This window comes from Nocardia sp. NPDC056952 (assembly GCF_042674185.1).
In the GTDB taxonomy this organism is placed as follows: Bacteria; Actinomycetota; Actinomycetes; order Mycobacteriales; family Mycobacteriaceae; genus Nocardia.
The window spans coordinates 47,841-65,741 of record NZ_JBHURA010000015.1 but is presented as its reverse complement, the minus strand read 5'-3'; the positions used below and the strand labels follow the sequence as shown (position 1 = coordinate 65,741).

At 67.6% G+C, this 17,901-nt stretch carries 17 protein-coding genes, 1 tRNA gene and 1 other RNA gene; 9 read left to right on the top strand and 10 right to left on the bottom strand.

Features of this window, described 5'->3' with window-relative positions:
* Window positions 1-99: 99 nt before the first annotated feature.
* Window positions 100-1,011: a neutral zinc metallopeptidase gene (locus ACFTS5_RS32245; protein WP_062990214.1), complete on the bottom strand. Its 912-nt coding sequence runs from the start codon at window positions 1,009-1,011 to the stop codon at window positions 100-102.
* A gap of 278 nt (window positions 1,012-1,289) precedes the next feature.
* Between ACFTS5_RS32245 and ACFTS5_RS32240 the strand changes: the two genes are divergently transcribed.
* Window positions 1,290-2,912 carry a DUF2207 family protein gene (locus ACFTS5_RS32240; RefSeq protein ID WP_378638585.1) on the top strand — a complete coding sequence of 541 codons (1,623 nt, stop codon included), beginning with the start codon at window positions 1,290-1,292 and terminating at the stop codon, window positions 2,910-2,912.
* Between the two features lie 60 nt (window positions 2,913-2,972).
* Here ACFTS5_RS32240 and ACFTS5_RS32235 read toward each other — a convergent pair whose 3' ends face one another.
* From ACFTS5_RS32235 to ACFTS5_RS32225, 3 genes are all read right to left on the bottom strand, one after another.
* Window positions 2,973-4,253, bottom strand: coding sequence for an ROK family protein (locus tag ACFTS5_RS32235; RefSeq protein WP_378638582.1), 1,281 nt, complete (start codon window positions 4,251-4,253; stop codon window positions 2,973-2,975).
* 365 nt (window positions 4,254-4,618) lie between these two features.
* Entirely contained in the window at window positions 4,619-5,323 is a 705-nt protein-coding gene (locus ACFTS5_RS32230) for a hypothetical protein (RefSeq protein WP_378638579.1), read from the bottom strand.
* Window positions 5,324-5,428: 105 nt separating this feature from the next.
* The gene (locus ACFTS5_RS32225; RefSeq protein ID WP_378638576.1) at window positions 5,429-6,007 is read right to left on the bottom strand and encodes an HhH-GPD-type base excision DNA repair protein; all 579 of its coding nucleotides are present in this window, start codon (window positions 6,005-6,007) and stop codon (window positions 5,429-5,431) included.
* A 76-nt stretch (window positions 6,008-6,083) separates the two neighbouring features.
* Between ACFTS5_RS32225 and ACFTS5_RS32220 the strand changes: the two genes are divergently transcribed.
* Entirely contained in the window at window positions 6,084-6,890 is an 807-nt protein-coding gene (locus ACFTS5_RS32220; RefSeq protein WP_378638688.1) for a methyltransferase domain-containing protein, read from the top strand.
* A 42-nt stretch (window positions 6,891-6,932) separates the two neighbouring features.
* Here the strand turns inward: ACFTS5_RS32220 and ACFTS5_RS32215 are convergent, their stop codons facing one another.
* From ACFTS5_RS32215 to ACFTS5_RS32205, 3 genes are all read right to left on the bottom strand, one after another.
* Window positions 6,933-8,216 (bottom strand): aminotransferase class I/II-fold pyridoxal phosphate-dependent enzyme, encoded by a 1,284-nt coding sequence (locus ACFTS5_RS32215; RefSeq protein WP_378638574.1) that lies wholly within the window; start codon window positions 8,214-8,216, stop codon window positions 6,933-6,935.
* Between the two features lie 166 nt (window positions 8,217-8,382).
* An RNA gene (gene ffs / locus ACFTS5_RS32210) (signal recognition particle sRNA small type) lies at window positions 8,383-8,477 on the bottom strand.
* A gap of 26 nt (window positions 8,478-8,503) precedes the next feature.
* Entirely contained in the window at window positions 8,504-9,070 is a 567-nt protein-coding gene (locus ACFTS5_RS32205) for a TetR/AcrR family transcriptional regulator (RefSeq protein WP_378638571.1), read from the bottom strand.
* Between the two features lie 154 nt (window positions 9,071-9,224).
* Between ACFTS5_RS32205 and ACFTS5_RS32200 the strand changes: the two genes are divergently transcribed.
* The 3 genes from ACFTS5_RS32200 (at window position 9,225) to ACFTS5_RS32190 (ending at window position 11,055) form a co-directional block, all read left to right on the top strand.
* Window positions 9,225-10,211: a hypothetical protein gene (locus tag ACFTS5_RS32200; RefSeq protein WP_378638569.1), complete on the top strand. Its 987-nt coding sequence runs from the start codon at window positions 9,225-9,227 to the stop codon at window positions 10,209-10,211.
* A gap of 67 nt (window positions 10,212-10,278) precedes the next feature.
* A tRNA-Ser gene (locus tag ACFTS5_RS32195) sits at window positions 10,279-10,363 on the top strand.
* 263 nt (window positions 10,364-10,626) lie between these two features.
* Window positions 10,627-11,055: a DUF5994 family protein gene (locus tag ACFTS5_RS32190; protein ID WP_378638566.1), complete on the top strand. Its 429-nt coding sequence runs from the start codon at window positions 10,627-10,629 to the stop codon at window positions 11,053-11,055.
* A gap of 16 nt (window positions 11,056-11,071) precedes the next feature.
* Here the strand turns inward: ACFTS5_RS32190 and ACFTS5_RS32185 are convergent, their stop codons facing one another.
* Window positions 11,072-12,523, bottom strand: a complete 1,452-nt coding sequence (locus ACFTS5_RS32185; protein WP_378638563.1) for a threonine/serine exporter ThrE family protein — start codon at window positions 12,521-12,523, stop codon at window positions 11,072-11,074.
* Between the two features lie 380 nt (window positions 12,524-12,903).
* Between ACFTS5_RS32185 and ACFTS5_RS32180 the strand changes: the two genes are divergently transcribed.
* On the top strand, window positions 12,904-13,548 hold the full coding sequence (locus ACFTS5_RS32180; protein WP_378638560.1) for a helix-turn-helix domain-containing protein: 645 nt from the start codon (window positions 12,904-12,906) through the stop codon (window positions 13,546-13,548).
* A gap of 267 nt (window positions 13,549-13,815) precedes the next feature.
* Complete coding sequence (locus ACFTS5_RS32175; protein ID WP_378638558.1) at window positions 13,816-14,298, top strand: helix-turn-helix domain-containing protein; 483 nt, start codon at window positions 13,816-13,818, stop codon at window positions 14,296-14,298.
* Between the two features lie 21 nt (window positions 14,299-14,319).
* Here ACFTS5_RS32175 and ACFTS5_RS32170 read toward each other — a convergent pair whose 3' ends face one another.
* Both ACFTS5_RS32170 and ACFTS5_RS32165 read right to left on the bottom strand, forming a co-directional pair.
* Window positions 14,320-15,750, bottom strand: coding sequence for a hypothetical protein (locus ACFTS5_RS32170; protein ID WP_378638555.1), 1,431 nt, complete (start codon window positions 15,748-15,750; stop codon window positions 14,320-14,322).
* Window positions 15,751-15,846: 96 nt separating this feature from the next.
* Window positions 15,847-16,056 carry a DUF397 domain-containing protein gene (locus ACFTS5_RS32165; RefSeq protein ID WP_378638552.1) on the bottom strand — a complete coding sequence of 70 codons (210 nt, stop codon included), beginning with the start codon at window positions 16,054-16,056 and terminating at the stop codon, window positions 15,847-15,849.
* A 420-nt stretch (window positions 16,057-16,476) separates the two neighbouring features.
* On the opposite strand from ACFTS5_RS32165, the gene ACFTS5_RS32160 reads away from it, so the two are divergent.
* Together ACFTS5_RS32160 and gluQRS are read left to right on the top strand one after the other, a co-directional pair.
* On the top strand, window positions 16,477-16,962 hold the full coding sequence (locus ACFTS5_RS32160; RefSeq protein ID WP_378638550.1) for a DUF309 domain-containing protein: 486 nt from the start codon (window positions 16,477-16,479) through the stop codon (window positions 16,960-16,962).
* A 9-nt stretch (window positions 16,963-16,971) separates the two neighbouring features.
* A complete protein-coding gene (gene gluQRS, locus ACFTS5_RS32155) occupies window positions 16,972-17,892 on the top strand; it encodes a tRNA glutamyl-Q(34) synthetase GluQRS (protein WP_378638547.1) in 921 nt (306 codons plus the stop codon).
* Window positions 17,893-17,901: the final 9 nt, after the last annotated feature.

The window sequence follows — 17,901 nt, the reverse complement described above, 5'->3', positions numbered from 1 at the left end:
ACGGGCTGACTCACCCCGCACCACACCGTCAGCCGCCAACGCTACCTACGTGGCACACGAGTCCGGCCAGAAGACGCGGGGAGGCGGAACAGCACAGCCTCAGTTCACTTCGCTCGCGGACACCGTGAAGGTGTTGCACTGGGCCGTGAGGTTGCGATCCAAGCCGGTTTCGAACCACTGGCCGCCGTGCTCGGCGGTGCCGTGGTCGCGCATGTCGCCGGGGCCGTCACCGCGGCCGTAGGAATCCTTGGTGGCGACCGTGACCTGCGAGGAGGTCAGCGAGCCACCGCCCTTCGAGGAGGCGATGAACATGCCGTCGAAGCAGTTGGCCTGCAACTCGACTCGGCGCGAGAGCTCGAGACCCTTGGCCGAGCGGGCGCCCGCGTCGACGCGCTCGCTGTTGGCCTTGCGCAGGATGCCCGACTGAGCCTGCACGTGGTGGCCGTACTCGTGCGCAAACACCGACAGGTACACCACCCAGTTGTCGCGGAACTGCTCGGTCTGCAGCTGGCTGATCGGCATGTAGATGGTCTTGTTCGCCGGGCAGTAGAAGGCGGCGAAGTTACTCGTCGACCCGGTGCACGGGGTGGTGATGCCGTCGGTGGTCGCGGTGACGCTGAGCGTCGGCGACTCGAAGGGCAGATTGTTCTCCGCCAGCAGCGGTTTCCATGCCGACTCGAGGCACTTCGCGGCCGACTCGAAGAAGGCGCGCGCCTTGTCCACCTGGGTGCCCCACGGCGCGTAGTTGCACGATGCCGGGACCAGGGTGCCGTCGGAGTCGGTGAGCAGCGGATTGTCGCCGGTCGCGGCGGGCGCGGTACCGGGCTGCGGGGTATAGGTGGTGGTCGGTTTCGGGCCGATCGCGCCGATGCCCAGGTCGACGCCGGTATTGACGGCGTACTTCACCAGACCGCCGACCAGCAGGAAGATGACGACCAGGATTGCCGAAGTGAAGCCACCGCCCCGCTTTCGCGGCGGCGGAGTCGGCCTGCCCGGCGGCCCGTAGGGCATCGGCGGCGGGCGGTATCCCGGCGGCGGACCATACGCCGGACGCTGCCCATAACCCTGTGGATAGCCCTGCGGCTGTGGATAACCTGGCTGCCCGTAACCCGGTTGTGGCCGGTATCCCGGGGGCGGACCATAGCCGGGGGGTGGTGGAACCGGTCGTCCACCTGGGCCGTTCGGCCCATAACCGTACGGTGGTTGAGTCACTCCCCCGTACCCCCCTCGTCTCATGAGTCGTCGACAGCCGCTGACGCAGAATAGCAAGCTGTCTAGAGTAAGCACCCATGCTGACTTTTCGGGGGGGCGCCGCAGGCGCGCTGCTGCTCGCTGCGGCGGGTTTGCTCGTGGCCGCGCCGGTAGCCCATACGGAGCCCTCGACCTCCGGTGTTTCGATCACCGCCGACCTCACCCTCACCGAAACCGGTGTGCTCGAAGTCATCGAAACTGTCGCGGTCCCCGCCGACGGAAATTTCACGATGTCGCTGCCGTTGCGCCTCAAGGTCGGTGACGACGTCGAACGGGTCTTCAAGGTCACCGATGTGACCGCGAGCGGTACCGGCACCGCCACCACCGTCAACGACCAGTTCGTCGTCGAGGCGAAGCCGGGCGAATCGAAGTTCACGTATACGGTGCACAACACCGTCTCCGACATGCCGGGCACGCAGGTGTTCCACTGGCTGGGCGTGCTCAACGCCGATATCGCCGTGCTCGACGTCTCGGTGATCAGCCCGAGCTTCCAGATGGGCATCGTCGACTGCAAACTCGGCTCGGCGGGCAATGCCAAGCCGTGCGCCGATGTCCACACCGAACCCGACGGCGTGCTCTATCTGCACCAGACCGACCTGCGCAAGGGCGATGCCATCGACCTCACCTTGCAGATGCCGCCCGGCACCGTGCCCGCGAATGCCGATGTGCGCGGCGGCGGTACGGGCCCGTTCGCCTTCACCACCCCCGTGCTCGCGGCCTTCGGCGCCTTCCTGCTCGCGCTGGCCGGCATGATCGCCTACGTGCTGCTGGCACGGAAGCGGGCCGCCGCCGCGGTGGCGGGCAGCGACGCCTTCGATCCGCTGATCCAGCAGGCAGGCCGCGTGGAGTTCACCTCCCCCGATGGCGTGCTCCCCGGCGAGGCCGGCCTGATCATCGACGAACACGCCGATCCGGTCGACATCGCCGCCACCGTCGTCGATCTCGCCGTCCGGCGCTACCTGTGGATCACCCCGGTGAACGCGCGTGGCGAAGACGATTGGCGCATCAGCCGCGTCAACGCTCCCGACGACCAGCTGCGCGAATACGAGCGCACCGTCTACGACATGCTGCTCCCCGAAGGCACCGACACCGTCGCCGTCCGCGAACTGCGCGCCCCTGGCCGCCTGCAACTGGACCCGATCCGCGCGGCCATGCGCAACGACGCCGTCGCGACCGGCGCCTTCGCCGACCCGAAACAGCGCGCTCTCCCCCGCTGGATCGGCGCCGCCCTGATCGTCCTCGGCCTGATCATCACCGTCACCCTCGCCCTGACCGCGGGCCACGCCCTGGTCGGCGTAGCCATCGCCCTGGCGGGCGGAGCGGCGATGCTGCTGCCCAACTACCTCCCCACCCGAACCCCACTCGGCGACACCGTCGCCGGCCGAATCCGCGCGATGCACCGTGGTCTCGACACCGTCGTGCGCGATGGGATCCCGCCCATCGACCAGGAAACGATCTTCTCCCGCGCCCTCCCCTACACGGTGATCAGCGGCCGAGCGGACAACTGGATCCGCACCTTCCGTGACATGAACCCCGCAGCCGACTCCCAACCCGGCCTCTACTGGTTCGCCGGCTACGACCGAGACCCCAACCTGCACCGCTTCGCCGCCCAGTTCCCGTTCTTCATCACGGCACTGGAGGGAGCCTTCAACCCGCGCTGAGCGACCCGGGATACGAAAAGGCCCTGCTACTCGTCAAGAGTCGCAGGGCCTTTCGCTGTGCTATACCCGGCGGACAGCCGCCAGCGGGTCCGCGTACAACGCGCTCAACGACGTCACCACCGCGGCGAATTCCTGGACCTTCCCCCCGAATCCGCTGATCCGGATATCGGTGGCGGCCAGCTGCGTGCTCTGCGAAAACGCCCGAGCCACATGCCCCAGAGCGGGCCGGTACCCCGTGAAAGCCTGCCCGCCCAGCACAACTCGATCCGGGTTGAGCATGTCGCGAACCAGCGCGACGGTCTGTCCGAGCATCGTCGCCCGCTCGGCGAGCAGTTCCCGCGCCGATTCGGACCCGGACTCGGCCGCCCGATACAGATCATTGATCGTGGTCCCGGCAGTCCCGTTGTGGGCCGGAATGATTCCGCGTCCGACAGCCCGAGCCTGCAGGGCCCGATCACCGACGGTCACTTCCAGGCATCCACGCCGGCCGCACGTGCACTGCACATCGGAGCCCGTCGGCAGATGCGCGATCGACCCGGGCCCATTGCTCGGGGTGTGTACCCGGCCGTCGAGGGTGACGGCGATGCCCGCGGTCTCGCGGACGTAGAAGTAGAGGCTGCTGCCGTGCTGGGCAGCGGGAAGTTCGGTATCGGGCTCGGGCCTGCGCGCGTCGAAGGTGGGCAGCAGCAGCTCCGAGGCCGCCATCGCCTCGACGTGCGGTGCGACGGAAACCGGCAGCTCGAGCACATCGCCGAGCACCTGCCCGATCGGCGCGCCCTTCCATTCCAGCTTCGGATGGTCGACCACACCGCTCTGCGGATCCACCCGCCCACCGATGGCCACACCGGCCCACAGCGGCGTCCGCCGATGCCACCGCTGCAGGAACGCCTTGGCGCTGCGCGCGACGGTGGTGACCGCGAATTCCTGCCCGGTCTGGGGTGTGGCGATGGCGAGCCCGCCGAGAATGCGGCCACGCAGATCAGCGGCGACGATCTTCGTCGCCTCGGCGCCGATATGAATGCCCAGCGTGAGGTAGGCGTCGTGATCGATCTCGAAGGGCACCCGCGGCCTGCCGACCGCGCCCGCGGCGGTCAGATCGGGCCGCTCACGCAGCAGTCCCGCCGAAAGCAGCGACGCCACTTGCCGATTGACGGTGGCGATACTCAAACCCGTTGCTCGCGCGGCATTGTCGCGCGAGACCGGGCCGGAGGCCGCGGTACGCAGCACCGCTGCGGCGGGGTTGTCGCTACGCCGCAGCTCCGGCGGCACAACGGGGCGGGAAACACGAGGGCGACCGGCGCCCGTCCGGGAGACGGGGCGATCGATGATGGGAGCAGACATATGAAGTTCCTTGCCAAAAATCCCGTTATCCCAACGGGATTGCCTACACGTGGGGCGTGGCAGCTCACGAACCTGAAGGGCTCAGCTGCAGAAGCAGGAACGACACAGTTCGCGCGTCAACGGCAACCGCAAGCCCAGAGCGGCGGTCACGTAGGTGACCCGCTGGGCGGTGAGATGGTTGCTGGACATAACAATCAAGTTAACACCGAATCCCGACCCATCCAAGCCAAACCGGCGAATTGTGCGCTGCGGCACATCATCGCCGCAGGTCAGCGGTGCGCATGACAGGCGCAATGGGTGTCAACGACAAAACCCCCCGCGGGGAACCGGAGTTCCCGCAGGGGGTTTCGACGACCCGGCCGGACCTACTTGGCCGGGGCGTTGAACGGCGCGGAGATCGTGGAGAAGTACTGGATCGCAGCACCGATCGCCACCGGGGCGGTGATGAAGATCTGGCCCAGGATGACGCCGAGGGCACCGATCGTGGTGGCGCCGACGACGCAGCCGCCGATGCCGCCGGGGAGGGCGCCGAAGATCGCGCCGAGCACGCCACCGGCGACCAGGCCGCCCGCCGCACCCGCGACGCAACCGAGCGCGGCGCCGCCGAGGCCACCGACCAGGGTGCCGATAGCGGCACCCAGCGAGATGGTGGAGGTCAGACGGCTCCAGGCAGCCTGCTCACGCTCGTACTCGGTCTTCCACGGCGCCTTGTCCTCATAGGGCAGCGCGACCGGCTTGTAGACCGCCTTGGCCGGATCCAGCTGCGGGGTCAGGGTCGCGGTGTTGCCCGAGATCTCGGCCGCGATCGGCAGCTCGAACTCGTCGAGGCGGAAACTCAGGGGGGTGCCCGCGAGGGTGGCGCCGTTGGGAGCCTTGATCTTGAAGACACCGTCCTCTTCGACCAGCGAGCCGGCATCAGTGGTGATGACGGCCTTCGAATCGTCGACGACCTCGGCGGTGTAGTTGATCGGGGCGGCTTCCTCGGCCGGCGCGGCGTTCACGGTGCCCGCCGTGATGCCCGTAGCCACGGTCAGGAGCGCCGCGACAACGGCGAACTTCCTCATCTTCATAAAACTGCCAATCCCTCATCTGTTGTGGAGCTGTTCGAGATGCAAGCTTCGAGCAGATCCACCCTCGTGACGAGGGAAAAAAGCAGCTAGATCTTAACTAGGAATTCATTTGGAGGCTTTGGCCGCCGCCTTGGCCTGCTTCTTGAATTCTCGTACTTCCGACAATGTTTCGGCATCGACGACATCGGCGACCGAGCGTCGCGACCCGTCATCGCCATAGGATCCGGCCGCTTTTCGCCAGCCGTCGGGCTGCACGCCGCGCTGTTTTCCGAGCAATGCGAGAAAGATCTTCGCCTTCTGCGCCCCGAACCCCGGCAGGTCCTGCAACCGGCGCAGCACCTCCGCGCCGTCGGGATCGCCCGCGGTCCAGATCTGCGCAGGTACGCCGTCATAATGCTCGATCACATACTGGGCGAGCGCTTGGGACCGCCGCGCCATCGACCGCCCATAACGGTGAATCGCCGGTGGGGTGGCCGCGAGTTCCTCGAATTCGGCCGGATCCGCTTCGGCGATGCGGCGCAGATCGAATCCGCCCATGCGCTCGGCGAGTTTGCGCGGCCCACGAAACGCGTGCTCCATCGGGTACTGCTGGTCGAGCAACATCCCCAGCAGCAGCGCGAAATCGTCGGTGCTGAGTAGTTCGTCGGCCTCGGATTCCTGCGCGAGGCACAGCGTGCGAGTCATACATTCATCGTGACACATTTCACCAGTAGCCTCTGAGTCCATGCTCACGAGGACTGCTCCCACTCTGGCGGTGCGAATGACCGACTACACCCCACGCCCGGCCCGCTTCGACCGAGCGGCCCGGGATCAGCTGATCGACGCCCATGATCTGGAAGTCACCCGGCCCGGTATGCGCGCGCTCGGCGCCTGGAGTCACCACGCGCTGGCGCTGCGGCCCGGCGAGAGTGCCCTCGATATCGGATCAGGCACCGGTTCGGAGGTGTTCACCTTCGCCGAGGAGGTCGGGCCCCACGGCACCGCGGTCGGCGTCGAGCCTGATCCGAATCTGCTGGCCTCGGCGCAGCGCCGTGCGGTGGAGTCCGGATCGAGCGCGAGCTTCGTCTCCGGCGATGCCTACGGCTTACCGTTCGGCGCCGACACCTTCGACGCGGTGCTGTGCGAACGGGTGTTCCAGCACCTCACCGCACCCGCGCGGGCGGCGGCCGAGATCGCCAGGGTGTTGCGGCCCGGTGGACGCGCGGTGGTGGTGGACTGCGACTGGGCGACCGCGATCGTGCATCCCGGCAACCCCCGGGTGGTGAGCGCGGTGATCGACACCCTGATCTCCTCGACCACCAATCCGCTCTCGGGCCGTCGCCTCGCCGGGCTGCTCAGCGCCACCGGCCTGGTGGTCGACGAGATCGGCTCACACGCGCTGGTGCAGGACCGAACGGTCGGCGCGGGCGCGCTGGTGCGCCGCATCGCGGACCTGGCCGCCCTGCGCGGGGCGATCACCGCGAGCGATCGCGATCAGCTCCTCGCCGACCTCCAGGCAGGCGCGGACCGCGGCGACATCCATATCTCGGTCACCCTGTTCGGCACGCTGGTGACCAAACCGAACTGAGCGTGGGCGGGGCCTCGGCGGGCCCCACCCACGCCGGTGATCTCAGAGCAGCTTCTCCGTGGCCGCGAGCAGCACGCAGGTCGCGAGTCCGTCCATCGCCTTCTCCAGTTCCGGCAGCTGCGGGAAGCTGGGGGCGATGCGGATGTTCTTGTCCTCGGGATCCTTGCTGTACGGGAACGCCGAGCCCGCGGCGGTGAGCGCGATGCCCGCCTCCTTGGCCAGCGCGATCACCCGGGCCGCGGTGCCCTCGAGCACGTCGAGGCTGATGAAGTAGCCGCCCTTGGGCTCGGTCCACGACGCCACCTTCGACGCGCCGAGGCGGTCTTCCAGGATGCGGCGCACGAGCGCGAACTTGGGTTCGAGCAGCGCGCGGTGCTTCTGCATGTGCTCGCGCACACCCTCGGCATCGGTGAAGAAGCGCAGGTGCCGCAGCTGGTTGAGCTTGTCGGGGCCGATGCTCTTCTTCGCGGCGTGCGACAGATACCAGTCGATGTTGGCCTGCGACGCTCCGAAGAAGCTCACGCCCGCACCGGCGAAGGTGATCTTGGAGGTCGACGCGAACACCAGTGGACGGTTCGGGTTGCCTGCCGCCTCGGCCAGGCCGAGTACGTCGACGACCGGCGCCGCGGTGTCGGTGAGCGGGTGCACCGCGTAGGCGTTGTCCCAGAACAGCCGGAAGTCCGGTGCCGCGGCCGGCAGCGAAACCAGTTCGCGGACAATCTCTTCCGAGTAGACGACGCCGGTGGGGTTGGAGTAGTTCGGCACCGCCCACAGGCCCTTGATCTGCGGGTCGTTCGCCAGCAGCGTCGCGATGGCGTGGACATCGGGGCCGTCGTGGCGCATCGGGATGGTGATCATCTCGATGCCGAGCGCCTCGGTGATGGCGAAGTGCCGGTCGTAGCCCGGGGCCGGACACAGCCACTTGATCGGCTCGTCGTCGACCCAGCGGCGCGGGGAGTCGGGGGTGCCGTAGAGCATCGAGAACACGATGATGTCGTGCATGATCTCGAGGCTGGCGTTGTTGCCCGCCAGCAGTCGCTCCACGGGGATACCGAGCAGTTCGCCGAAGATCGCGCGCAGTTCCGGCAGACCGGTGAGGCCGCCGTAGTTGCGGCAATCGGTGCCCGAGCCGTCGCGGAAGTCGCCCTCGCCCGGCAGGGAGAGCAGCGACGAGGACAGGTCGAGTTGCTCCGGCGAGGGCTTACCTCGGGTGAGATCCAGCGTGAGCTTCTCAGTTTTGAGCGTCGCGTATTTCGCGGTCTGGGACTCGTGCTCGGACACGAGTTCCTCGTGGCTCATCAAACCGATCTGCGTTTGCCGGGGCATCCTGGGCAGCCTTTCGAAGCAGCAAGGTGGGTTGCACGCTGTGCGTGCTGACAGGCGCAACGTTACCCGGCGGTTGCTTGGAATCGGCGGGGTATCGGCGCTGGGATCAGGCTCGCACGCTGCGAAGGTGCGTAGGCCGATCGGTCGGAGCGAGGACCCCTGAAATTAAAGGGGACCCCGCGCACCCGGCAGAGCCCGTTGACCCTTGCTGCCTTCCGGCCCTGGGGGAGTTCACAGGATGCTCGCCGCGCGGGATCCGTCGGCCAGTGTAGCGGTTGTTCGCGGTACTAGCGATTCCGGTCTTCGAACAGCAGGTCGGCGGCGCGCGTGAGGACCTCGACGCGGGTGCGGCCCGCGTGATCGGCGGCAAGGAAGTGGCTGCCGATGGTGGCGCAGAAGGCGAGCAGACTCCTGGCTTCGACCTCGTCGGGATCTTCGCAGAACACGCCGATTGTCTCGCGCAGCAACGCCATTCGCGTGTTGTCGACGCGGCGAAGGCGTGCGGCGACGTCGTCGTCGCGGCGGGCCCAGTCGCGGATCGCGAGGTCGATCGGGAGCAGTCGATTGCTGGAGAAGGTGAGCAGGCCCGCCACGCGCGCCTTGGTCTTCGGGTCGAGGGTTTCGACGCGTTCGAGCACCTGGTCGGTCGCTTCGCTCTCCCACACGTCGAGCATCGCGGTGAGCAGTGCGTCGCGGTCGGCGAAGTAGCCGTAGAACCCGCCTTTGGTCACGCCGATGCGCTTGGCCAGCGCCTCGACCCGCACGGCGTCGACGCCGGAGGACGCCAGTACGGCCAGGCCTTCCTCGACCCATCTGGCCCGGGGCGTGCGCGCGGTACCCACGACGTGTTCCACCTCATATCCCTCGACGACGGCCACATCCGACCAGTCGATACTCGAGTGTACGCAACCGTATAACCGCCGCGCCGACGGTGACGCTGGCTACGATCTATCCGATATCGGCAGCGGGGGGTTCGGTGTTCCCCATGACTGGAGAGGGGGCCCGATCGTGACCGGCCCGAATCAGCGACCACCCGGCGACGGTGTGCCGCCGTCCGACCCCACCGTCGCATGGTGGGAACGACCAGGCGAAGGCGCAGGTCAGAACCCCGCCCAAGCCGACCCGACAGTGCTGCGCGGCAATATCGGCGCGCCCGGCCCGTACACCGCACCGCCCGGGCCCTATCAGAGCGGCGCGAACCCCCAGCCCTACACCGCACCGCCCGGGCCGTATCAGAGCGGCGCGAATCCACAACCGTTCCCGCAGCCGCAGCAGTACGCCCATCCGCAAGCGGGCGCCTATCAGGCGCCGCAGCCGCAATGGGGCGCACCGCCGCGGCCGCCGTCGTCGGGCAACAAGGCGGTCTGGTGGATCGTCGGTGGCGCCATCGTGGCGGTGGGCGCGCTCGTGATCGGGCTGATCGCGTTCACGGCCAACAAGGTCGACGACAACCCCTTCGGTCCCGATCCGGACAAGTGGGCGGGCAGCTACGTCTACAAAGACGGCAAGAACGCCTGCGACCTGGTCGATCTCACCGTGCTGAACCAGTGGTCGTCCACGCGCGAGACGACCACCCACACCGAGCGTGGCCCGTCGGAGTACATCGGCGGCGGCTCCTACGACTGCGACGCCAAGAATCAGGAGTCGGGCCGCAACGCCAACGACGCGGCCCTGGGGCTCGAGGTCGAGTTCAAGACCGAGAGCGAGACCGAGTCCGACTACTCGCGCTGGAAGGGCTACGACACCAAGACCACCGGCAAGGACTACGACCACGGCCCGGTGAGCGGCCTCGGCACGGAGGCGTACTACGCCAGCGAGCAGCACACCTACGGCTCCATCCCGAGCGACTACTCCGTCGTGGTGGCCGCACACGACAGCAACATCTCGGTGAAGGTGGAGATCGAGGTGTCGACGATGCGCACCGTCGACAAGGCGGCCATGCGCACCGCCGCCGAAACCCAGGTCCGCAAGGTACTGGCCGCTCTGAAGAAGTAGCAGGTCAGAACCGGTCGCGGGGGTCCGGTTTGGCATCGACCCCCTGCGACCCGCTATGCTGCTCCACGGAGGATTCGCCTAGTGGCCTATGGCGCTCGCCTGGAACGCGGGTTGGGTTAACGCCCTCAGGGGTTCAAATCCCCTATCCTCCGCAACAGCAGGGCCCTGATCGGTTCGCCGGTCGGGGCCCTGTTCGTTTAATCGGTGGATCTGTCAGTGGGCTTCCGTAGAGTGAGCCCCGATGGTGCGGGAGACCCCCACCACACCCACATACCGTCGTCGCCGCCCCAACACAGATGTGCGTGCCGACGCAGTCCAGTGGGTACCCAGCCTTCGCGCCGATCCGGAGTTCGGATCGCGCCGGTCGATGCCACGAGCGCGTCGATCGCACAGAAATCAGAAAGTACAGAACGAAGTGAATACATCACCTGAAACGAGCATCGGGCGCGACGCGTCCGGGCCGATCCGGCTGATGCTGCGTGACCGCACAGCCACCACCGGGCCGATCGACGGCGCCTGGTGGCCGCGAACCGACCAGCCGATGACCGAGTTGCACCAGTTGGTGACCGCGGTCGGACCGCGGATCGGCAAGCTGGCCCGGCTCGGATTCGACTGGACCACCAGCGAATCCGGCGACAGCACAGCCCGCAACGACCAGGCCGCGCGCATCATGCACGTGGTCGGCAGCAACGGCGCCGCGCTCGCGCTGCTGGTCATCCCCGCGGCCACCGAGGCACCCGCAGCCCGCAGCCAGATGCGCTGGGCGGCAGGAAAACCGCGCATCCAGGACCCGGCGCCCGCCGACACGGCGGCCGACGGGCCACGCACGCTCGTGCAGATCTGAACCTCGCCGATCTACCTCATCGGTCGCTGGTGAACGACGGATCGAAGTCGCGCGGCGCACCACGACGACTCAGCAACCGGTCGAACCATTCACCCAGGATGACGCCCGCGGCCAGCGCGCAGCCGACACCGAACGCCCCGAGGATCTGCCCGAAACCGAGCAGCGTTTCGTCCTCGAGCAGGGCATACAGCCCGCGATATACCTTCAGACCCGGCAGCAGCGGCGTGATGCCCGCCGCCGCGACGACCAGGGGCGGGGTGAGCGCGCGACGCGCCATCAGACCACCGGCGAGGCCGATCACCGTGGCCGCCAGGCCGGCGGACACCACCGGCCCGAAGCCGATGTCCTGCGCGCCGAGGAAGGCCATGGTGCCGCCCGCACCGCTGAGCCCGGCCGCGAACAATGCCCGCCGCTCCGCGTAACAGGCCATCGCGAAAGCGATCGCCGCGACCGCACCGGCCACCAGCTTGATCGCCAGATCATCGGTGTCGCGGCCCGCGCTGGCCGCGATCTCGGGCACCGCGATCCCCATCATCGTCGAGATCCGCAGGGCCAGACCGATGCCCGCCACGATGCCGCCGGTCATCATCACCACTTCGAGCATGCGGGCGGCCGCGGTGATCGGCGCGCCGGTGATGGCATCCTGCACCGAACCCACCAACTGCTGACCGGACAGCAGCACGGTGATGCCCGCCGCGACGATCAGCGCCGCGTCGGAACGCCAGTGGTCGCTGATCGAGGCGAGCGCGATGGCCGGGATCGTGGCGATGACACCACCGACCATGTGCTGGAAGAACATCGGCAGACCGAGCTGATGCAGGTACCGGTTCACCACATCGATCGCCGCGGTGCTCACGAAACTGATCGCGGCGAGAACGAACCCACCGCCGAGCAGCACCGCGATCGCCGCCGCCAGCAGCGACCAGCCCGCCGTCGACACCCAGCGCGGGTAGGGGTGGCGCGACGAGATCAGTTCGTCGAGGGCGGCGTGCGCCTGGTCCACGGGGACGATCTGGCTGCGTATGCGGCGCGTCAGCCGGTCGACCGCGGCCAACCGCGTGAAGTCGAGCGAGCGGTACTTCACCACGCGCATATCGCTGGCCGGTGGCAGGCTGGGTCCACGGTCGGCCCAGATACGGATCGCGTCGAAGGTGACGTCGATATCGCAGCTGTTCAGACCGTAGGTCGAGGCGATGAAGCGGACCTGCGCGGACGTGTCACCGACACCGGTACCCGCGGAGAGCACGACCTCACCCACTCGCACGGCCAGGTCGAGTACTTGCGACACCTCGGCGTCGTCGGCGAGGTCGATCGGTTGCAGCGGGGTGGGTGCGGCGACGATGTTGTCGGCGGTGGCCCGTTGCGACGGCAGGACGAACGGCCTGCGCAAGCGCCACCATCGCTGGCGCAGACCTGGGCGTTCGAGGATGGTGGCGCCGTCGCCTTCCGCCAAGGGGTCCGCACTCATACCTCGACGGTAACGGCGATCGCAGCACCTTCGCCGTCTCGCAATCAGTTCGTCAACGTGTCGGGTCCGGTTTCGGTGGTAGCCGCACGCGTGGTGACGTCCGGGGTCGCGCCGTAGGGTCAGATGTCGTCGATCAATCCGGTGCTGTAGGCCGTCGCCGCCAGGTGCTGTAGGCAGCGCGGGCCGCATCCGTTGTGCTGAGTCAGCACGAAACGGGCCTGCTGGAGCGAAGAAATGGAAGAATCGGCCAGACAGTCGGCATGTGCGGCGCGCCAGTGGTCTTCGTAGCGGAGGGTGGCGGCCCGCGATGTCGGCGGGTCTGGTGCGGAAGTGTCCAGCAGGGTGTGACGGGAGGGGCAGGCAATGGAGGCGATGACTGTATGAACACCGGGACGGGGAAGGTGATCCAGGAGCGGCGCAGGCTGCTCGGGCTCTCGCAGCCCGCGCTGGCCACCGCGATCGGGGTGAGCTCGCGCCAGATCACCAGGTACGAGTCCGAGGAGCAGTCGCCGACGCTGCCGGTCGCGGTCCGATTGGCCGACGCGTTGCAGGTCTCGCTGGCGGAGCTGGCGGGCATCGTCGACAACCGCGTCGACCTGGCGGGTGACTGGTGGGCAGCCTGGCAGAAACCGGCGAACCACGCGGACGAGGTCGAGGTAGCGGCGGTGACCATCCGGCACGAGGGTGACCATCTGATGCTCGACTCGGCCGCCGAACCGCCTGCGCCCGAGGCCGATCCGGTCACCCAGGTGCGTGGTGAGATGCGGGTCTGGGAGGGTGAGGCGCTCACCGGCTGGATGCGCGGCATGGATATCGCGTTCCCGGTCGGCACCATCTACTACTCGCTGCATCCCCAGGGTGCTCATGCCGTCGGCTCGTGGACGACGAAATCGGGCCCCGACGGTCTGGTGCGCGGCTGGAGCGTTCTGGCGCGGGAGAAATCCGACGCCGAGAAGCTGCTGGCGGAAATGCTGCGTACCGACGGCAATGTCGAGTCGTGGCCGGGACCCTCGCGCTCGGCCTGAAGCCGCCGCCTGATCTCGGCGACGCTCGGGCGCCCGCGTTCGGCGGGCGGTGTGAGTAGTAGGTAGCGGCTCAGCGCCCCGAACACGAACAGCCCCACGGCAATCCACAGATAGATCTCCATCGGTTCCCCTCCGAACGAGTCAGTGCTTGCACGAGTGGCGCGGTATGGTGGTCGCTGAGCCGCCACGAAAAAGTATGGTCGCCGACAAGACCTTTTGGACAGCAAAAAGCGTCTACAAACGTCTACAGTTCTCTACGATGAGCCCATGTCCAGTCGGGGCGAGCAGGGGAACGGCGTCGTCGGAGCTCGGTTGCGGCGATTGCGGGAAGAGTCGGGGTTGTCGCTGGCGGCGTTGGCCGCGCGCGTTCCGTACAGCAGGGCAGCGCTGGGACATTACGAAACCGGCACGCGAGCAGCGTCTTTCGAGGTGATCGCGTGGTACGAGCGGGTACACGCGCAATCGACGCCCGCGCTACCGGGTGCTCGTCGACGTGATCCGCGAGCTGCCGATGCTGCCCTCGCGACGGCGATCGCCGCGGCGCATCGGACCGGCCCGCTGATCGAGATCGGGCGGCCACACCGGGGAGACAGCGGAACCGGATACTTCTGCCCGTTCCGGATCGACGGGGTGATCGAGGGTGAAGCCGCGGGAACCGACCCGGCGACGGCCCTGCGCTCGGCGCTGCTCGCGGTGGGCGCGGAGCTCGATCGCGCGGGAAACAGCGTCGGCCACGGTCGACTTCGGTGAAAACCGGCCCTGCCCCGTGGATCAGCGGTGCGCGGCGACGACCGTATCGAGCGCGACGGCGAGCAATTCCAGGTAGCGGTCCGGATCGGACAGCACCCGCGGATCGGAATGCACTGACAGCGTGATCGTTTCGCCGATCCCGTGGACGCCGTGAGTCAGGTGCATGACGGTACCGAGGGCCGGAAAACCCCCAGTGAACAGGACCGGGGCGCCCGCGAAGGCGAGATCGGCCGGCCCGCGATACACACTGGACACGACGGTATTGCCATCGAGCGCCGCGGGGACATTGTCCAGTTCGGCCCGTTCGACATCACGCACCGCCAGGACCGCGGGGACGACGTCGCCGACTCGATCCCGCGCGGAGAGCAGCGGATTCAGTGCTCGTTCGCGGCGGGCAGCGAGTTCATCGGCGATGAGATTCGCGCGCGTAGGCAGGTCGGGTTCGTCGATGTGCAGGTCGATGGACAGTCCGCGGTAGTTGTTGCGGGCCGCACTCGGCCCCGGAAGTGCCATCGGTAATGCGGTACCCAGCCGTTCCGGTTGCTCGCCTCGCTGCGAGAGATAGTCGACCAGCGCACGCGAAATCGCCGTCAGAGCAACAACAGTGACGGTTTTGCCCGGAATGCGGAGGTCGTCCGCATCGACGACGAGCATTCTCACTGTGTGACCGTCGACCGCGGTCGCCGGATTCAGCGCACAGGGCGCGAACCCGGTTGTGGCCGCGGGGACCTCACCGGCGGCCGTCCGGGCCGCCAATTCCCGCTGCGCGAGGTACGCGGCCCGCCCGCGCCACACCGTCGCCGCGAGCTGCGCGGGAAGACGCAGCACCCCAAGCACTCTCGGATCGACCCGCCGAGCGATCCATCCACAGGGTTGTCCACAGGAATCCACAGGCTGTTCAGAAGTTTTACCAGGTCCGACCGGGTGATCTGCCGAGTTGTCCACAGGCGCATCGGGTGTGCTGTGGACAACGGCTTCATCCACAGTCATCCCGAAGAGCGCTCGCGCGATCGCGGCGGCACGGGTGCCGTCGGCCAGTGCGTGCGAAAGTTGCAGCACCACCACCACAACGGGCTCGGCCGACCGGGGCGCGGAGTGAACCGACCGGAAAACATGGACACGCCAGGGATATTCGGTCGCGACGACACCGGTTCCCAGGAGTTCGCCCAGATCCGCGAGCAACGCCTGCCACGACAGGCCGTCCGGCCGGTGGTGCACGAATTGCTGGGACGCGAATTCGGCCGGAACCCAGCGCGGGTAACCGAGATCGCCCGGAATCTCCTGCAACCGGATCCGCAGATCCGGAATGCGCGCGGCGCGCGCGGCGATGAAAGCGCGGAGTTCGTCGGTGGCGGAATCGGTTTCGGCGAAAGAGTAGAGCAGGAACACGTCGTTGGCGGTGCGCCGCGACAGCCAGTACATCGTCGCGTCACGCGCGGCCATCGTGGTCATCCGGCCACGATAGGCCACCCCGCCGAGATCACTGAGAAGGCCCCGAGTCCGCTCGACTCGGGGCCGGCATTGCCCATTCGAGATGCATCCCGCGGTTCAGCCGCGCGCGAACTCTCCCGCGGTGACATCGGCGAGGAAGGCTCGCCACTGCCCTGGACCGAAGGCCAGTACGGGTCCGCGACCGCGATCCTTGGTGTCACGAACGGCGATGTCGCCGCCGGCGAGAAAGGCTACTTCGACGCAGTTCCCATCGGGTCCGCTGTAGGTGCTCTTCCGCCACACAGCGTCGGTCACATCAACTTCCACGGCACTTGCTCCTTTGGTTCATCGAGAAGAGGGGATAACTCCTGGAATCGTTGCAACATTCCGAAATCCGGCGCGACCGATGAGTTACTTCGTGGCACACAAGGCACTGCCACACGGCGCGCGCAACCGACCGGCACGAACCAGCGCATCGAGGCGTTTCCGCCTCCGGGGGCTGCCCCCGCGGAAGAAACACTAGCAGGTCTTCCGCAATGTTGCGGAAGAGAATTTGCTTTCCCATATCGTTTTGCCAACCTTGCGAAGCTTCACGTTTGCGGGGGCATTGCCAGGCCCCTTACCCATTCCCGATCTGGTTGACACATCCCCATTTACTTCCATGTGATTAGTCCGTGATACGTCAATTTCTCGCGTACCTCAGCGGTCACATGAGCACCATCGAGGGCAGGCGTGGATCATGGGGGAATGATCTCCCGTGACCGTGACACCGCAGGTCGTGCCCGTAACGACCGCCCCCGCGATCGACTCGGCCGACCGCTGCCCCCAGGCAGTGCCGGAGTCGCCCGAATTCCCGACGACCTCGAGCTCGGGCCCCAGCAAACTCTCACCTTCGCTCAGCAACTGCTGGACGACGGATTGGCATTCAATGCCCACGAGGTATTGGAGGCGGCATGGAAGAACGGGCCGGTTGCCGAACGGATGCTCTGGCAAGGACTGGCCCAATACGCCGTCGGCCTCACCCACATCCAGCGCGGCAACGCCAAAGGCGCGGGTACTCTTCTGCGCCGCGCGAGCGAGCGGCTCGGGTCCTACCCGGCGAATGCCCAGCAGCACGATGTCGACCGCGCCGGACTGATCGCGCACGCGCGGGAGCTGCTCGACGCGCTCGATGCCGGCGACGTCATCGCCGAGGAGCGGCTACGTACGCGGCTGTGCCGCGAGCCCACCTAGGATCGTGGAGTGCCAACGAGTCGAGGCGCGGGCCGCTACGCGCCGAGCCCATCGGGTGAGCTGCACGTGGGAAACCTGCGTACCGCGGTGCTCGCCTGGCTTTTCGCGCGAACTTCCGCGCGCGAGTTCCTGATCCGCGTCGACGATCTGGACCGGGTCCGGCCCGGCGCCGCCGAGGGACAGCTCGACGACCTCGCCGCGATCGGCATCGACTGGGACGGCCCCGTGGTCTACCAATCCGAACGGCTGCCGAACTACGCGGCCGCTGTGGCCGAACTGACCGCAGCCGGGCGCACCTATGAATGTTTCTGCACCAGACGCGAAATCCAGCAGGCCGCCACCGCGCCGCACGGGCCGATGGGCGCCTACCCGGGCACCTGCCGTGAGCTCAGCGACGCCGAGCGCGCGGCCAAGCGGGCCGAAGGACGCGTCGGCGCAGTGCGATTGCGCGCCGATGTCACCGAGTACGAGATCACCGATCTCCTGCAAGGCCGATATCGGGGCGCTGTCGACGATTTGGTGTTGCGCCGCGGCGACGGTGTCCCCGCCTACAACCTCACCGTCGTCGTCGACGATGCCGCCCAGGGCGTCGACCAGGTGGTTCGCGGCGACGATCTGCTGCCGTCCACCCCGCGCCAGGCGTATCTCGCGGAACTGCTCGGACTCGCCGTCCCGACCTACGCCCACGTGCCGCTCGTGCTCAACGAGCAAGGCAAGAGGCTGGCGAAACGTGACGGCGCCGTGAGCCTTTCGGACCAACGTGCCCTGGGCCACACGCCCGAGGACGTCGTGGCGGCGATCGCGGAATCACTCGGGTATTCCGCGCGGACCACCGGCGAGCTGCGCGATGTTTTCGACCCGGCGCGCATCCCTGAGAAACCATGGATACTCGAGCCTATCGGGTTGTTCCGACCAGAGGGATGTCCGTAACGTACGCAT

Coding starts and splice junctions, on each gene's coding strand:
- ACFTS5_RS32230 (WP_378638579.1), bottom strand. CDS start 5,323: ATGAAGATGAGGAAGTTCGCCGTTGTCGCGGCGCTCCTGACCGTGGCT.
- ACFTS5_RS32245 (WP_062990214.1), bottom strand. CDS start 1,011: ATGCCCTACGGGCCGCCGGGCAGGCCGACTCCGCCGCCGCGAAAGCGG.
- ACFTS5_RS32175 (WP_378638558.1), top strand. CDS start 13,816: ATGTCCAGTCGGGGCGAGCAGGGGAACGGCGTCGTCGGAGCTCGGTTG.
- ACFTS5_RS32180 (WP_378638560.1), top strand. CDS start 12,904: ATGAACACCGGGACGGGGAAGGTGATCCAGGAGCGGCGCAGGCTGCTC.
- ACFTS5_RS32185 (WP_378638563.1), bottom strand. CDS start 12,523: ATGAGTGCGGACCCCTTGGCGGAAGGCGACGGCGCCACCATCCTCGAA.
- ACFTS5_RS32160 (WP_378638550.1), top strand. CDS start 16,477: ATGATCTCCCGTGACCGTGACACCGCAGGTCGTGCCCGTAACGACCGC.
- ACFTS5_RS32235 (WP_378638582.1), bottom strand. CDS start 4,253: ATGTCTGCTCCCATCATCGATCGCCCCGTCTCCCGGACGGGCGCCGGT.
- ACFTS5_RS32170 (WP_378638555.1), bottom strand. CDS start 15,750: ATGACCACGATGGCCGCGCGTGACGCGACGATGTACTGGCTGTCGCGG.
- ACFTS5_RS32225 (WP_378638576.1), bottom strand. CDS start 6,007: ATGACTCGCACGCTGTGCCTCGCGCAGGAATCCGAGGCCGACGAACTA.
- ACFTS5_RS32220 (WP_378638688.1), top strand. CDS start 6,084: ATGACCGACTACACCCCACGCCCGGCCCGCTTCGACCGAGCGGCCCGG.
- ACFTS5_RS32240 (WP_378638585.1), top strand. CDS start 1,290: ATGCTGACTTTTCGGGGGGGCGCCGCAGGCGCGCTGCTGCTCGCTGCG.
- ACFTS5_RS32215 (WP_378638574.1), bottom strand. CDS start 8,216: ATGCCCCGGCAAACGCAGATCGGTTTGATGAGCCACGAGGAACTCGTG.